Here is a 15,254-nt window from a genome sequence, read left to right as displayed (position 1 = left end):
CGATTATCGTGAGCGCCCGTTCCCACGTCCTTCAAGCGCTGACGCATGGAATCCATGTCAACGACTGCCCGAAACTGGCAATGGCTCATCGCCGTCGTGCTGTCCGCCGTGCTCCTTGCCGTCGGCTGCGAGGGCAGGAAGATGCCGCCGAAAGATGTAGGGGCAGCGGTCGACGAGGTGGCCCAGACCCTGATCGAACAGCCTTTGCTGCACTCGGCTTCCATCGGCGTGGCGTACAGGGGCCAGACCTTCATCCGTCATCGCGGCGAAATGGTGGCCGGCAGACCCGGCATGCCGAACGACGCAACGCTGTATGAGATCGGCTCGCTGAGCAAGACTCTGGCGGGCACGTTGATGGCCCGTGCAGTACTTGAAGGCAGGCTGGACCTGGAGGATGACGTCCGCACGTTCCTGCAGGGCGACTACCCGAACCTGCAATACCAGGGCCAACCCATACGGGTCCGTCACCTGCTGTCGCACACCAGTGGCCTGCCGAACATGTTGCCGGAGCGGGCGAACACGGTGCTGGAGGACTTCAGCGATCACCGCGTGCCCGGTGAACTCAATGCCCTCTATGCGCACTACGGCAAACCGGATTTCCTGCGGGATCTGCACGCCGTGCAGATCCCACGGATGCCCGGGAACGAGTACGCGTACTCCAGTGCGGGGACGGAGCTGACGGCGCACATTCTGGAAAGGGTCTACAAGACCGACTACGCGTCATTGCTGCGTGGTTTCTTCAGCGATTCCGCTGCAATGACCAGCATCAGCATCAGGCTGGAGGATTCGGAAAAAGACCGTCTTGCCATCGGCTACCACAGCGACAATCCGGTGCCGACCACGCCGATGCCACAGTTGCCGTGGGGCGCTTCCGGCAACGTCAAGGCAACGGTGCCCGACATGGTGAAGTACCTTCAGTTCCAGCTGGCCAACGGTCCGGTGGTGAAGGAGTCGCATCGCACTCTGGCCAGATTCGACGACGAGTTCAGCATCGGCTATTTCTGGAACATCGTCGCCGGCGATCACCAGAAGGGTGTCTACTACGCCCACCACGGTGGCGTGCCACGCTCGCAGTGCTACATCTACATCATGCCGGAGCACGATCTGAGCATCTTCGTGATCACCAACCAGAGTGGCGACCAGACCGCGAGTGCCATGGAAGCGGCGGTCGATACCCTGGTCGGGAGAATCGTCGCGCGTTGAACTTCATGGATAGCCACGGCCGGGCGGTCCCGGCAACGGCAGCCATGTACGTCGGACCGCCTGCGTGTTTCGCGTGGTGGTGGTCCTGTGCCGCTGCAGACGCATGACTTAAGGCACTGCACCATGACTACACCTGTAGTCACTCTGTGCTGGCATTCACTGGATGAGGTGCCCATGAAATTCACACGTTGGTTATCCTGCACCATGGCCCTGATAATGGCCGCCCCTGTCATCACGAGCGCAACCACCACCGCCGAGGCCATTGCCACGATCGAACGCAACGCTCGTGCTGCGCATTCCGATGCCGTGCTGGTCAAGCGAGCTGGCCAAACCCTGTTGGAGCGGAAGTCCACCGCCGATCAGGAGGTGGTGCATCTGATGTCGGCCACGAAGTCCGTGGTCGCGTTGGCCATCGTCCTGCTGCTGGATGACGGAAAGCTGGCCTCGATCGACCAGCCCGTCAGCAGCATCTACCCCGAATGGAAGCAGGGCCGGAAGGCGGACATCACGATACGCATGCTGTTGGACCACACATCAGGCCTGCAGAACGTGGCCAATGCAGGTCAGGAACTGGAAGGCGCCCCCGATCTGGTCAAGCTGGCGCTGGCGGCCGAACTGAGCAGCGACCCTGGCGCGGTCTTTTCCTACAACAACAAGGCCACCAATCTGCTGCCCGGAATCGTCGAGCATCTGTCCGGGCAGCCATTGGACGCCTACCTCGATGCACGGCTGTTCAAGCCCTTGGGCATCACCCGCTACACGTGGATGAAGGACGAAGCCGGTACGCCGCTGGGCATGGCCGGGCTGTCGATGCGCGCGGAAGATCTGGCGGCCATCGGCCAGTTGCTGCTCGATCGAGGCTTGACCCCGGACGGCGTGCGCCTGCTCAGCGAGCGCTCGGTGGCGTTGTTGACCGCAGAGAGCGCGCGTTCGCCGGAGGTAGGTCTGTTGTGGTGGCGCATTCCCGCCTCGGAACGCTATCAGTTGAAGGCGCGGGCGAGTGCCTGCCTTGCCGAGCGTGGTGTCAGCGCTCCCGTCCGGCAGGCGCTGCTGGCCACGGAAGGCCGATCATTCGACAGCAAGGCCGCATTGGTCGCTTTTCTGGCCAAGCAACTGGGGCCCGACTGGCCGCAACAGTATGGCACTGAGATCACTGGTCGCGGATTGAAGCTCGCCGACCTGTTCGATATCCGGCGCGGCCAGACCGTCACCTACGCGGCCAATGGATATCTGGGCCAATACCTGATGATCGTTCCGGAGCAGCGTGTGGTTGCGGTGCGCCTGATTCACCGGCGCGACAGCCACAGCGCGCCACTGGATGACTACGCATCTTTCTTTGCGGACGTGCTGCAGTTGGCCCAGACCCTGCAGTGAACCACAGCGCCCGGCCCGTGCCATCAATCGCTATCCGATGACGTCCGGGCCCGCGCGGCCCGGTCCGTGCACCAAAGTGGCTTCGCAGGATGACGTGGCGGATAGGCATGGAGCCGATGCGAATAGGCGGCTCGGCCCCAGCGGCTGTCGGCCGCAAGGCTTCGCGCTCGGATTCCTGGCATTTGTCGCTGCATGCCGTCATTGGTCGCATGTTCTCCACCGCGCGGATGCCCTCGGCTAGGCTGCAGTGATCGACCACAGGGATGACGACTCCATGATTCGCTGGCTTTTCCTGGCACTTGCTGCGCTCCCGCTCACTGCCGGTGCCGTGGTCATCCGTGATGACGTTGACGACGCAAGGTATCAGATCGATGCCTCTGTCTTCCCGGCGCTGGCCGACATGCCAAGTGAGGGGCATGGCGTTCTCATCGCCCCGCGCTGGGTGCTGACCGCAGCGCATGCGGCACCCATGGAAGGAATGGGAGAGACCATCTCCATCGATGGACGTGCATATGCTGTCGAGCGCGTTTTCGTGCATCCTGGTTTCAGAAGAATGCCAGAAGCCCTTGGCAAGCAGGCGCTGGCGACCGGGAATCCCTCCAGGATTCACGCGTTCCTGGCGGCCTCGGATGACATCGCACTGATCAGGCTTGCCACTGCCGTAGAGGGTGTACAGCCCGTGGCGCTCTATCGCGGCGCTGCCGAAGTCGCGCAGATCGCGGCCCTGATAGGGAAGGGCGCCACCGGCAACGGCGCCATGGGTCTGGTGCCGGGCGGCTCGCATCGCACGACCCTGCGGCGGGCATACAACGCGATTACCGACGGCAACGAGCGGTATCTCTGGTATCGGTTCGATCCGCCACCGCGGGCCCTGCCACTGGAGGGTGTTCTCGGCAACGGCGACAGCGGTGGTCCGCTGGTGATTGATGATCACGGAACGCCGCAGTTGGTGGGGCTTGGTTCGTGGATCACTGCGGTTCCCGAGCATGCGCTTGAGGCGGGCTTCTATGGCCAGGTGGTCTACAACGTCCGCGTATCGCGCTACATCGACTGGATCGAAAGCATCAGCCGTGACGCATCACAGTAATGGCCTTTCCTGAAGGCGCAGCGGTGCACAGGTGGTGCTGCCCGGATCTCAGCCGGTGCGACGGGCGTTCGTATGCTTGCCGTCATGGGCTCATCATTTCATCGTCCAGATTTCATGAACGTCAGCCGGCCGCCCGGCTGGGTGCAGAGTGGCGAGCGCTGGGATCTGTGGTGGAACGGCCGTTCGGTGGCCAACATCGTGCCGCATGCCGTACTCGGGTTCCGCCTGTGCCTGGACGCACGCGGGATGTCACCGACCAAGGTCGTGCCTGCTGCCAGTGTCCGCCAGGCGAAGCGATATGCCGAGCGCTGGTGCGCGGCGCGGCTTTGCCCACAACTACCACTGCGCGAAGCCGTTGCGCGACTGATTGGTGCTGCGCGCGAGCCGAGCGCCGTGCCGCCGCCGGTACTGACGCGGGAGCAGCGGCAGCAGGCCCGGCGCCTGGCCGAGGCCGGGGCAAGGGAGATGGGCCGGATCAAGGAGGCCCTGGCGCCACGGCAGTCGCCGACGACGGTCAGGCCCGAAGTGCAGGGGCGGAACGGAGCCTGGTCGATACCGGACCGGGCCCCGTCAACTCGACGGCCAGGTGGGAACGCATCCCCAGCCAGGCTTATGCCGAGAGCTCCTCGCGGACCATCTTCGCCCCTTCGCTGAGCGCACGCAGCTTGCCTCTGGCGACCTCGCGCGCCAGCGGCGCCATGCCACAGTTGGTGCTCGGGTAGAGTTTGTCGGCATCCACGAACTGCAGTGCCTTGCGCAGGGTGTTGGCCACCTCTTCGGCGGTCTCCACTGTGCTGGAGGCCACGTCGATCGCGCCCACCATGACTTTCTTGCCGCGCACCAGCTCGATCAGGTCGATCGGTACGTGCGAGTTGTGGCATTCCAGCGAGATGATGTCGAGGCTGGAGGTCTGCAGCTTGGGGAACGACTCTTCATACTGGCGCCATTCCGATCCCAGCGTCTGCTTCCAGTCGGTGTTGGCCTTGATGCCGTAGCCGTAGCAGATGTGCACCGCGGTCTGGCACTTCAGCCCTTCGACTGCGCGTTCCAGGGTGGCCACGCCCCAATCGTTCACTTCGTCGAAGAACACGTTGAAGGCCGGCTCATCGAACTGGATGATGTCAACGCCGGCCGCCTCCAGCTCCTTTGCTTCCTCGTTGAGGATCTTCGCGAACTCCCAGGCCAGCTTTTCACGGCTCTTGTAGTGCGCGTCGTACAGCGTGTCGATCATCGTCATCGGGCCGGGCAGCGCCCACTTTATCGGTTGCGTGGTCTGCCGACGCAGGAACTTCGCATCCTCGACGAACACCGGCTTCGGACGGCTCACGGCACCGACCACGGTCGGCACGCTGGCATCGTAGCGGTTGCGGATGCGCACAGTCTCGCGCTTTTCGAAATCAACGCCGTTGAGGTGTTCGATGAAGGTGGTGACGAAGTGCTGCCGGGTCTGCTCGCCGTCGCTGACGATATCGATGCCGGCATGCTGCTGTTCCTGCAGGGACAGGCGCAGCGCGTCCTGCTTGCCTTCAGTCAGGCCTTCGTCCTGCAGCTTCCAGGGCGACCAGAGCTTCTCGGGTTCTGCCAGCCAGGACGGCTTGGGCAGGCTGCCGGCGGTGGAGGTGGGGAGCAGTTTCTTCGTCGACATTGCGTCTTGTTTCCTGGGGGCGAATGGAAAATCGATGGATCAGCGGGCAGCCCACTGCTCAAGCACGGCGCGGTACGGCTTGATGAAGTGCTCTTCGGTGAACTTGCCCTGCTTGACCGCCAGCTGGCTGCGCTCTTCGCGGTCGTAGACGATGCGGGTGGACGAATAGTCCTGGTGCTTCAGGCTGGGCTGGTAGACCTTGCCGGCCACGGAGTTGGCGTTGTAGATCTCCGGTCGGTAGATTTTCTGGAAGGCCTCCATCGTGCTGATGGTGCCGATCAGTTCCAGGTTCGAGTAATCGCCCAGCAGATCGCCCTGGAAATAGAATGCCAGCGGCGCAACGCTGCCCGGCGGCATGAAGTAGCGCACCTGCAGGCCCATCTTGTCGAAGTACTGATCGGTAGGCGAGAACTCGCCCTGGCGGTATTCCACGCCCAGGATGGGGTGGTGGTTCTCGGTGCGGTGGTAGGTCTTGCTGCTGGACACGCTGATGCAGATCACCGGTCCCTTGCTGAAGCTGGCGCGGTACGCGTCCGATTCAAGGAAGTGCTTGAACAGCTTGCCATGCAGGTCGCCAAAGCCCTCCGGAATGCCGAAGGTGGCCTTGCCCTCGTTGCTGGCCGGCAGCACCACGCTGAAATCATAGTCGCGCACATAGGACGAGAAGTTATTGCCGACGATGCCCTCGGTACGCGCGCCGGTCTGCGTGTCGACGATGGTTGGCCGCAACACCTCGATCAACGGAAACGGATCACTGCCGTCGGTGCCATCGATGTGCATCTCCACCGAGATAATGTCCAGTTCGACCGCATAGCGGTCCGCATTCGGGTTGTCCCAATGCGCGAGGTCGTTGAAGCGGTTGTTGATCATGCTGATCGTGTTGCGCAGGTTTTCCTGCCGGGACGCACCACGGGCCAGATTGGCGAAGTTGGTGGTGATGCGCGTGCCGTCGGCGGGCTGGTAGTTCTCGTTGAAGGGGATGTGCGTGATGCTGAAGGTGAAGGTGTCGGTTGTCATGGGCGGCGTTCCGGTTTGCGGGGTGACGTCCGAATGCAGACTGCTGGCATCCGGAATTCAGAGAATTGCGGCGGTCTCGGCGATGGCGGGCGCCGCGCGATGGGACAGGGCGAGCAAGGGCATTGCCCGCTGCACCGCCAGCCGTGCGCGCTGGATCAACGCCTCGTTGTGGATGCGGCCCTCGGCGAAATCGCGGTCGGTGGCGTAGACGCCCAGGGGCAGGGTGCGGGCCTGGAAGAAGCTGAAAAGTGGCCGCAGCTGGTGGTCGATCACCAGTGCGTGGCGCTCGCTGCCGCCGGTGGCGGCCAGCAGGATGGGGGTGTCGACCAGTGCGTCCTGGTGGATGAAATCGAAGAAGTGCTTGAACAGTCCGGTATACGAGCCGCGGTAGACCGGCGTGGCCACCACCAGTACGTCGGCCTGTTCGACGGCGACCAGTTGGCGCTCCACAGCCACTGGCAGCTGCGAGCGCCAGAGTGCGCCAGCCAGCTGCGGCGCCAGTTCGCCCAGTTCGATCAGGTCCTGCTCGCAATGAACGTCTTCGCCGATCAGGCCCAGCAGATGCTCGGCCAGGGTGGCGGCCCTGGAAGGGCGTTGCAGTCCACCGGAGACGGCGACGATACGGAGGGGGCGGGTCATCTATTCGCTTTCAGCAGGGGAGGGGCGGCTTCGGCGCGAGCTGCGGGGGCGCAGTCCTGCAGGCCGGCTGGATCAGCAGGCTGGCAGGCAACCGAAGGCATGACCCGATGCTAGCCACGCCTTTCCATGACGTAAAATGGTATTACTTCACCAATCCATGAGTGAGATTCATCGTCATGCTGGAACGGATCCACCTCAGCATCGTGCAGCAGGTCGAGCAGCAGGGCTCGCTCACCGCCGCGGCCGGCGTGCTCAACCTGACCCAGTCGGCGCTCAGCCACAGCATGAAGAAGCTGGAGCAGCAGCTCGGCACCGATGTCTGGCTGCGTGAGGGCCGCAGCCTGCGCCTGACCCAGGCCGGGCAGTACCTGCTGGCGGTCGCCAACCGCGTACTGCCGCAGCTGGACCTGGCCGAGGAGCGGCTGGGCCAGTTCGCACAGGGTGAGCGTGGCGCCCTGCGCATCGGCATGGAGTGCCACCCCTGCTACCAGTGGCTGCTGAAGATCGTCTCGCCGTACCTGGCCGCGTGGCCGGACGTGGATGTGGACGTCAAACAGAAGTTCCAGTTCGGCGGCATCGGCGCGTTGTTCGGCTACGAAATCGACCTGCTGGTCACCCCCGATCCGTTGCTGAAGCCGGGCCTGAAGTTCATCCCCGTGTTCGACTACGAGCAGGTGCTGGTAGTGGCCAAGAGCCACGCTCTGGCCAAGGTGGATTACGTGAAGCCCCGCCAGCTCAGCCAGGAAGTACTGATCAGCTACCCGGTGCCGTTCGAGCGCCTGGACATCTACAACCATTTCCTGCTGCCGGCCGGCATCACGCCGCGCCGCCACAAGGCCATTGAAACCACCGACATCATGATGCAGATGGTGGCCAGCGGCCGCGGCGTGGCCGCCATGCCGCGCTGGCTGGTGGAGGAGTACGCCGCGCGCATGGGCGTGGTGCCCGTGCGCCTGGGTGCCAAAGGCATCCCCAAACAGATCTATCTGGGTGCGCGCGAGGCGGATACCGGCATCGACTACCTGCAGTCCTTCATCGAACTGGCCCGTAACAGCTCGCCGCTTGCCGGCAATGCAGGCGGAGCCCGTTGATGCCCGCACCTGGATCACTACGGGCGGAAGCCTTCATCAACACCTTTTCACTGGAAGTCAGCGCGAAGGCCATGTCTGCGCTGCGCGCCGAGGCCGCCCGCATAGCGCGTGGCACGACGATCTCCATCCCCTACCTGGCCAGTGAGGATGACGACGCACGCCTGGCCGCCGCGCGCACGGTGCGCGCGCTCGGCTTCGAGCCGATGCCGCATCTGTCTGCCCGCCGCATCGGCTCGCATGCGGCGCTTGAGCGCTTCCTGGAGCGTGCTGCCAGCGAGGCCGGTGTCGAGCAGTGCCTGGTGATCGCCGGTGACCTCGCCACGCCTGCCGGACCGTTTGCTGACAGTGCTTCGATCATCGAGACCGGACTTCTTGAGCGTTTCGGCGTCAGAGTCGTGGGTATCGGCGGGCACCCGGAAGGCCATCCGGTGATGAGCAGTGACGATCGCTGGCAGGCGCTTGAACGCAAGTGCCGGGCCATCGAATCGCGCGGCATGGCACCCTTGATCATTACCCAGTTCGCCTTCGATGCCGATATCGTGCTTGCTTGGCTGGCTGTACTGCGCGCTCGTGGCATCAACGTTCCAGTGCTGGTCGGTGTGCCGGGGCCGGCCAGCATCAGCAGGTTGCTGCGCTACGCCGCGATGTGCGGCGTGGGTGCCAGTGCATCGATGCTGGCCAGGTACGGCGTCTCGATCGGTCGGCTGCTCGGCACGGCGGGGCCGGAGGTGTTTGTCGACCGTCTCGTGCAGGGGCTGACCGACGCCCATGGTCTGGTCAGCCCGCACCTGTTCCCGTTCGGTGGCATTGCGCCGTCACTGGACTGGATAGAGCGGCACCGGGTGCGTGCTTCCACTGCCGGCAGCGTAATCGGCGATGGCTGACAGCTGTCACTGGCTGCAACCGGGGTGAAAGCGAATAGTGAGCGCCAAGGCGAGGGCACCTCGCCGCCACTCAGCAAGGGGATCGCTCATGAACATGCTCCAGCAACTTGCCTCGCAGACGCCGCTCTGGGTCTGGCTGCTCCTGGCCTTCCTGATCACCCGTGGCATCGCCGCCATGAAGCCGGCCGAGACCTCACTGCAGAAGCTGGCGATCGTGCCTGCCCTGTTCGCCGCATGGGGTGCGTGGTCGATCAGCCATCGCTTCGGCGCGTCGCTCACGGCTTGGAGCGAATGGCTGGCCGGCATCGCCACGGGGGCCGCGCTTGGTTGGTTGCTGCTGAATCGGTTGAAGCTGACGTTGGACAGCGGTACCGGCAAGCTCTGGCGCAGCGCGGACTTCAGCCTGCTGCCGCTGCTGCTGGTCACCTTCCTGGTGAAGTACGGCTTCGAAGTCGCATTTGCGGTGTCGCCTTCGCTGTCCGCCAGCGCCGGTTTCAGTGCTGGCTACCTGCTGCTGGCCGGTGGATTCATTGGCATCTTCGTGGGCAAGTACTGCCGCTATCTGGCCTCGCTGCGGTTGGATGCGGCGGGCAAGGGGCTGGAAACCGCAAGCTGATCAATCGGGTAGTGCCGGCCGCTGGCCGGCTCCGCAAGTCACCGGCAATCGAGTTCGGCGTTGCCATCAGATACACATTAAGTGCACCGACCAAAAGCCAAGCGTAACGCAGCGCCTACATCAGAAGGGAAACTGCCGCTGGGGATAATGACATAGTCACTCTCACTTATGCCCTTGCCACTCCAGGCCTCCAGCCTTTCGTGATGACTGGGGCGAATAGTTATCTGTCCCCCCTTACTTTCGATGGCGCATTTTTTCATATCTTTAAATAATGCACGCTTGGTCTTGTAGCCATAGCGCTCCAAACTTCTGCCAACCCATTGATCATATCGCTGATTGGTCAGGTTGTAGTCGTAGAGCTCCATATCAAAAGTAGCTTCAGGATGAATCCAAACATCCTCTCGCTGCTCGGGAAGCACAAATCGGCTATGAGCCAAGGCGTCAAGTACAGCGAGGCCTAGGTCTTTATCGCCAGCGTCAGGGCTGAAAAAATGCTCCACACCCTGCGGATCTGCCTGGCTACTTCGATAGCCAGAAAAAGTTCTTACGCAAATAAAATCTTTATTTATTTTCGCATCTGCCCAAGCTGTTTTTACGACATCGCTCATCTTGATCTGCCTTGGTAATTTTCACCGCAACACCCCTGCTTTGACCGCACTCAATAGCTCTATTAATTTGATCCCGCTGAGCACCGTCATAACCTTATCACTGTGCGCCTGCCAGACAGTGCCTCAAGCTTCCCCGCGCCACTGGCTCATCAGCATCTGAAGGAACCGCTCGGCGGTGGGCGAGAGCAGGGCGCCCCGGCGGCGGACGATGCCGATCGTGCGCGATACCACCGGGTTGCCGATGGCACGTGTCACCAGGGTGGGATGATCCCCGTCCGGCGTGGCCATCTTCGGCAGCACCGACACGCCGATGCCGGCCTCGACCATGCCCAGCGACGTGGACAGGTGGGTCACTTCGTAGTGCCAGCTCAGCTTGAGGTTCTCGCGCGCCAACGCGCCGTCCAGCAGCGTGCGGTTGCCACTGGTGCGATGCACGGTGATCAGCTGATGCTCGGCCAGATCGGCCCATTCCACCTTGCGCTTGCGGGCCAGCGGATGATCGCGCCTGCACGCAAGCACAAACGGATCCTCGGCCAGTACGTCGAAGTCGAGATTTGGATCGTTGGCGCCCATGAAGTTGATGCCGAACTCGACTTCGCCGCGTTCCACCGCCTGTAGCCCCTCTGTGGCAGGAATATCCAGGATGCGGAAGCGCACATTCGGGTGCGCTTCGTGGAAACGCGCCATCACGCTGGGCAGGAAGTAGAACGCCGCCGTAGGCAGGCACGCGATGGTGACGGTGGCGCCGCGGGTGTCCTCCCGGCCACGCAGTGAGAACAGCGAACCATCGAACTCTTCCAGCATGCGACGCACCAGCGGCAGCAGGTTCTCGCCGACGGCGGTGGTGCTGACGCTGCGCGTGGTGCGCTCCAGCAGCGGCGAACCCACGGCCTGCTCCAGTTTCTGTATCCGTCGGCTGAGCGCTGGCTGGGAGACGTGCAGGATTTCAGCGGCGCGATGGAAGCTGCGTGTCTCCGATACCAGCAGGAACGCGCGCAGATCCAGGATTTCGCAATTGATGCTCATCAGGTATCAATCATCCAAAAATCAGCAATTCACAGATCAATTGGGGTCATGCCAGTATCGAATCACAGAGGGGTCATTCATCCCATATACGCATCAATCTAGCACACGTATGTCCAACGATCTGCTCAGCATTCCCTGCGTACTCATGCGCGGCGGCACCTCCAAAGGCCCGTTCTTCCTGGCCAGCGACCTCCCGGTGGACATCGCCGAACGCGATCGCCTGCTGCTGGAAGTGATGGGCTCGGGCCATCCGTTGCAGATCGACGGCATCGGCGGAGGCAACGCGCTGACCAGCAAGGTGGCCATCATCGACCGCTCGAGCCGGGCGGACGCCGACGTGGATTATCTGTTCGCCCAGGTTCGGGTGGAGCAGCAGGTGGTGGATACGTCCCCTAACTGCGGCAACATGCTGGCAGCAGTGGGCCCGTATGCCATCGAGCGTGGGCTGGTGCAGGCGCAGGATCCGCAGACCGAGGTGCGCATCCACAACGTCAACACCGGCAAGCTGATCATTGCCACCGTGGAAACGCCGGGCGGCAATGTGGTCTACCGCGGCGATACGCGTATTGCCGGCACGCCGGGCTCGGCCGCGCCGGTCAGGCTTTCCTTCCTGGATGCGGCAGGCGCCCGCACCGGCAAGCTGCTACCCAGCGGGCACGCGCAGGAAACCATCGATGGCGTGCCGGTCAGCCTGGTGGACTGCGCCATGCCGATGATGCTGGTGCGTGCCGAAGACCTGGGCGTGCGTGGTGATGCCTCGCCCGCCGAACTGAACGCGGACGCCGAGTTCATGCGCCGGCTGGAAGTGCTGCGCATCGAGGCGGGCGCCCGCATGGGCATCGCCGATGCCGGCAACAAGGTCATCCCAAAGCCGGTGCTGCTGTCGGCACCGCAGCACGGGGGCGATCTGCAGGTGCGCTATTTCATGCCGCACCAATGCCATACGGCCCTGGCCATTACCGGTGCGGTCGGCCTGGCCACCGCTGCCGTCACGCCGGGTACGTTGGCCCACACTTTGGTCGGATGCCTGTCCGTTCCCGGCAGCATTACCCTCGAACATCCGAGCGGGACCCTGGAGGTGGGTCTCAGCCGCAGCTCGAGCGACACGCCGGTGATTGCCAGCGTCGTTCGCACCGCACGCCGCCTGTTCGAGGGACGGGTGTACGCGACATCGCCCGCACCGGCCACGGCCAGTACCACCCAAGCCCGCCAATGGACGTCAGCGGCATGATCTGAAACCGGATGGGTCGGCACAGGCGTGCCCGCCCACCACCACAACGTAGATGCTTCACTCCTGGGAGGGATGATGTACAAGCAGTTCCTGATGGTCGCGCTGTGCGCGGCCGGGCTGGCCGCGGCCGGCTGCAGCAACGGCGGGCGCGCGGAAGGCGCTTCCACCGGCGGTGGTGACAACGCACCCGTGCGCATCAGCGTCGGTTCCTACAACCTCAACAACCTTCCGTTCTTCATTGCCGACGCCAAGGGCTATTTCAAGGACGTCGGTCTCGAAGTGAAGACGGAGAACTTCGCGCAGGGCGGCTCCAAAGTGTTGCAGGCGCTGGTGGCCAACTCCACCGACGTGGCCGTCGGCTTCTACGACCACACCATCCAGATGCAGGCCAAGGGCAAGGACGTGGTTGCCTTCGTACTGCTCTCGCGCAATTCGGGCCTGGTGATGGCCGGCCGCGAGGATGCCACCTTCGATCCTGCACGACCGGAAACCATCAAGGGCCAGAAGGTCGGCATCACCGCACCGGGCTCCTCGTCCGACTTCTTCGTCCGTCACTTCCTCGCCCAGCACGATATTCCGGCCGACAGCATTTCGCTGATCGGTGTCGGCTCCGGTGCTGCTGCGGTCGCCGCGCTGGAGCAGGGCAAGATCGACCTGCTGGTCAATTACGATCCTGCCGCCACCCTGATCACCGAGCGCAAGGTCGGCAGGATCCTCCTCGATGCGCGTAGCGACGACGGTGCCCGCCAGGTCTATGGCGGGCTGTACCCGACCTCGGTGATGTACGCCAACCAGAGTTTCCTGGACAAGCGCCCCGAAGCGGCCGAGAAGATCGCCCGCGCCGAGCAGATGGCACTGAAGTTCATCGCCGACAACAGTGCCGAAGAGATCGTTGCCGCGCTGCCCGACAGCTACGTCTCCGGTGACCGCGCAACCTATGCCCGCGCGGTGGAGAACGCCCGCGCGATCTTCACCCGGGACGGCCGCTTCACGCCCGCCGATCTGGAGACGCCGTTGAAGGTGCTGCGTGAATTCAACACGGATGTGGCCAAGGCCAACATCGACCTGTCCAGGACCTACACCAATGCCTTCGTCGAGCGTGCCAACGCTGCGGCGCCGGCTGCCCAACGTTAAGCGGAGGTAACCCCATGGCCCTCAATGCCACCGTGCGCCAGTTCAATGGCGCACCGCAGCTGGAGCCCGCACAGACCATGGTCGCCATCAACAAGGTGACCATGTCCTTCGGCGAATTCACCGCCGTACGTGATGTCGACATCCAGGTGGGTGACGGCGAGTTCCTTGCCATCGTCGGTCCTACCGGCTGCGGCAAGAGCACCATCCTCAATTCCGTTGCAGGCCTGCTGAAGCCGTCTTCCGGCCAGGTCAGCATCGACGGCCGCGCCGTCAGCGGTGTGCAGGAGTCGGTGGGCTACCTGTTCCAGCAGGACGCGCTGCTGCCGTGGAAGACGGCTTACCAGAACGTTGAACTCGGCCTGCGCTTCCGCGGCGTGCCCGAGGCCGAACGCAAGGCCAAAGCCAATGCGTGGCTGGCCAAGGTCGGCCTGACCGGCTTCGAGCATCGTTACCCCCACCAGCTGTCCGGTGGCCAGCGCAAGCGCGTGCAGATGGCGCAGGCGCTGATCGTCGAGCCGAAGGTGATCCTGATGGATGAACCCTTCTCGGCGCTGGACATCCACACCCGCCACCTGATGCAGAACGAGCTGCTGCGGCTGTGGCAGGAGGACCGGCGCTCGGTGATCCTGATCACCCACGATCTGGAAGAGGCCATCGCCCTGGGCGATCGCGTGGTGGTGCTGTCCTCCGGCCCGGCCAGCCGCGTGGTGCGCAGTTTCGATGTGGATCTGGAGCGGCCGCGCAACGTGGCCGAGATCAAGCTGGATGACCGTTTCACCGACCTGTACCGCGATATCTGGGCCTGCCTGCGCGGCGAAGTGGAGAAGAGCTATGCACGCCAAGACTGACAAGTTCATCCAGCTGGCCCTGGTGGTCGCCGTGTTCGGTGGCTGGGAAGGCGGCATCGCGCTGGGCGTGATCGATCCATTCTTCTTCCCTGCGCCGACGGCGATCGTGCAGCAGGCCTGGACCTGGCTGTCCGATACCTCGTTCTACCAGCATGTGTACATCACGCTGACCGAAACCGCGCTGGGCTACATCATCGGTACCGGCCTTGGCGTGGCCGGCGGTGTCTGGCTCGGCCTGAGCCGGCGCTCGGCGCGCATCCTGGATCCCTTCATCAAGGGCTTCAACGCGATTCCGCGCGTGGTTCTGGCGCCGATCTTCGTGCTGTGGCTCGGCCTGGGCCTATGGTCGAAGGTGGCGCTGGCGGTCACGCTGGTGTTCTTCACCACGTTCTTCAATGCCATGCAGGGCGTGCGTGAGGTGAACCCGGTGGTGCTGGCCAATGCCCGCATCCTCGGGGCGAGCCGCAGCGACCTGCTGCGCCATGTCTACTTCCCGGCAGCGGCGAGCTGGATCCTGTCTTCGCTGCGTACTTCGGTCGGCTTTGCGGTGGTCGGTGCGATCATCGGCGAATACCTCGGCGCCTCGGCGGGCCTTGGCTACCTGATCGCGCAGGCAGAAGGCAACTTCAACGCCGTCGGTGTGTTCGCCGGCATCATCATCCTGGCCGCCTTCGTGCTCGTCATCGACGCCCTGCTGGACGTGGTTGAGAACAAGTTGATTACCTGGCGTCCCAACGCCCAGGCACAGGCCACCAGTTGACCGGGCCAGGCTGAGCCCGCCTGCCGCGCCGCCGGGGCAATCCGGCGGCGTGAGCTTCCTCGCCCGATCTTCCCCCGCACCACCGCAACAG

Annotated in this window: 15 protein-coding genes; 10 read left to right on the top strand and 5 right to left on the bottom strand. The window is 63.6% G+C overall.

Going from position 1 to position 15,254, the window contains the following annotated elements; translation table 11 throughout:
• Positions 1-54 precede the first annotated feature (54 nt).
• The 3 genes from ABR323_RS03460 to ABR323_RS03450 all read left to right on the top strand — a co-directional run bounded on the left by ABR323_RS03460 (position 55) and on the right by ABR323_RS03450 (position 3,664).
• Positions 55-1,203, top strand: a complete 1,149-nt coding sequence (locus ABR323_RS03460; protein ID WP_439448224.1) for a serine hydrolase domain-containing protein — start codon at positions 55-57, stop codon at positions 1,201-1,203.
• A gap of 174 nt (positions 1,204-1,377) precedes the next feature.
• Positions 1,378-2,577 (top strand): serine hydrolase domain-containing protein, encoded by a 1,200-nt coding sequence (locus ABR323_RS03455; RefSeq protein WP_439448580.1) that lies wholly within the window; start codon positions 1,378-1,380, stop codon positions 2,575-2,577.
• 274 nt (positions 2,578-2,851) lie between these two features.
• Positions 2,852-3,664, top strand: a complete 813-nt coding sequence (locus ABR323_RS03450; protein ID WP_439448223.1) for a S1 family peptidase — start codon at positions 2,852-2,854, stop codon at positions 3,662-3,664.
• A 610-nt stretch (positions 3,665-4,274) separates the two neighbouring features.
• On the opposite strand, the gene ABR323_RS03445 is transcribed toward ABR323_RS03450, so the two are convergent.
• The 3 genes from ABR323_RS03445 to msuE are packed head-to-tail and all read right to left on the bottom strand — an operon-like array spanning position 4,275 to position 6,965.
• On the bottom strand, positions 4,275-5,309 hold the full coding sequence (locus tag ABR323_RS03445; RefSeq protein ID WP_439448222.1) for a methionine synthase: 1,035 nt from the start codon (positions 5,307-5,309) through the stop codon (positions 4,275-4,277).
• A 39-nt stretch (positions 5,310-5,348) separates the two neighbouring features.
• Positions 5,349-6,326 carry a DUF1852 domain-containing protein gene (locus ABR323_RS03440; protein WP_439448221.1) on the bottom strand — a complete coding sequence of 326 codons (978 nt, stop codon included), beginning with the start codon at positions 6,324-6,326 and terminating at the stop codon, positions 5,349-5,351.
• Positions 6,327-6,383: 57 nt separating this feature from the next.
• The gene (msuE, locus tag ABR323_RS03435; protein ID WP_135273663.1) at positions 6,384-6,965 is read right to left on the bottom strand and encodes an FMN reductase; all 582 of its coding nucleotides are present in this window, start codon (positions 6,963-6,965) and stop codon (positions 6,384-6,386) included.
• Positions 6,966-7,141: 176 nt separating this feature from the next.
• Between msuE and ABR323_RS03430 the strand changes: the two genes are divergently transcribed.
• The 3 genes from ABR323_RS03430 (at position 7,142) to ABR323_RS03420 (ending at position 9,556) form a co-directional block, all read left to right on the top strand.
• A complete protein-coding gene (locus ABR323_RS03430) occupies positions 7,142-8,056 on the top strand; it encodes a LysR family transcriptional regulator (protein WP_439448220.1) in 915 nt (304 codons plus the stop codon).
• Complete coding sequence (locus ABR323_RS03425; protein ID WP_439448219.1) at positions 8,056-8,940, top strand: methylenetetrahydrofolate reductase; 885 nt, start codon at positions 8,056-8,058, stop codon at positions 8,938-8,940. The genes ABR323_RS03430 and ABR323_RS03425 overlap by 1 nt, the downstream gene beginning before the upstream one ends.
• Before the next feature lie 88 nt (positions 8,941-9,028).
• Positions 9,029-9,556 carry a DUF6622 family protein gene (locus ABR323_RS03420; protein ID WP_439448218.1) on the top strand — a complete coding sequence of 176 codons (528 nt, stop codon included), beginning with the start codon at positions 9,029-9,031 and terminating at the stop codon, positions 9,554-9,556.
• Between the two features lie 77 nt (positions 9,557-9,633).
• On the opposite strand, the gene ABR323_RS03415 is transcribed toward ABR323_RS03420, so the two are convergent.
• Together ABR323_RS03415 and ABR323_RS03410 are read right to left on the bottom strand one after the other, a co-directional pair.
• Positions 9,634-10,164: a contact-dependent growth inhibition system immunity protein gene (locus ABR323_RS03415; protein WP_439448217.1), complete on the bottom strand. Its 531-nt coding sequence runs from the start codon at positions 10,162-10,164 to the stop codon at positions 9,634-9,636.
• A 123-nt stretch (positions 10,165-10,287) separates the two neighbouring features.
• Positions 10,288-11,190: a LysR family transcriptional regulator gene (locus ABR323_RS03410; RefSeq protein ID WP_010485668.1), complete on the bottom strand. Its 903-nt coding sequence runs from the start codon at positions 11,188-11,190 to the stop codon at positions 10,288-10,290.
• 109 nt (positions 11,191-11,299) lie between these two features.
• Between ABR323_RS03410 and ABR323_RS03405 the strand changes: the two genes are divergently transcribed.
• From ABR323_RS03405 to ABR323_RS03390, 4 genes are all read left to right on the top strand, one after another.
• Positions 11,300-12,421: a 4-oxalomesaconate tautomerase gene (locus ABR323_RS03405; RefSeq protein ID WP_439448216.1), complete on the top strand. Its 1,122-nt coding sequence runs from the start codon at positions 11,300-11,302 to the stop codon at positions 12,419-12,421.
• A 75-nt stretch (positions 12,422-12,496) separates the two neighbouring features.
• Complete coding sequence (locus ABR323_RS03400) at positions 12,497-13,555, top strand: ABC transporter substrate-binding protein (RefSeq protein WP_439448215.1); 1,059 nt, start codon at positions 12,497-12,499, stop codon at positions 13,553-13,555.
• A gap of 14 nt (positions 13,556-13,569) precedes the next feature.
• Positions 13,570-14,403 carry an ABC transporter ATP-binding protein gene (locus ABR323_RS03395; protein ID WP_049447912.1) on the top strand — a complete coding sequence of 278 codons (834 nt, stop codon included), beginning with the start codon at positions 13,570-13,572 and terminating at the stop codon, positions 14,401-14,403.
• The gene (locus ABR323_RS03390; protein WP_439448214.1) at positions 14,387-15,163 is read left to right on the top strand and encodes an ABC transporter permease; all 777 of its coding nucleotides are present in this window, start codon (positions 14,387-14,389) and stop codon (positions 15,161-15,163) included. Before ABR323_RS03395 ends, ABR323_RS03390 begins: the two co-directional genes overlap by 17 nt.
• Positions 15,164-15,254: the final 91 nt, after the last annotated feature.

The organism is Stenotrophomonas sp. ATs4, assembly GCF_051861585.1.
GTDB classification, from domain to species: domain Bacteria; phylum Pseudomonadota; class Gammaproteobacteria; order Xanthomonadales; family Xanthomonadaceae; genus Stenotrophomonas; species Stenotrophomonas maltophilia_AS.
The sequence above is the reverse complement of the archived record's forward strand: the minus strand, read 5'-3'. Positions and strand labels throughout refer to the sequence as shown.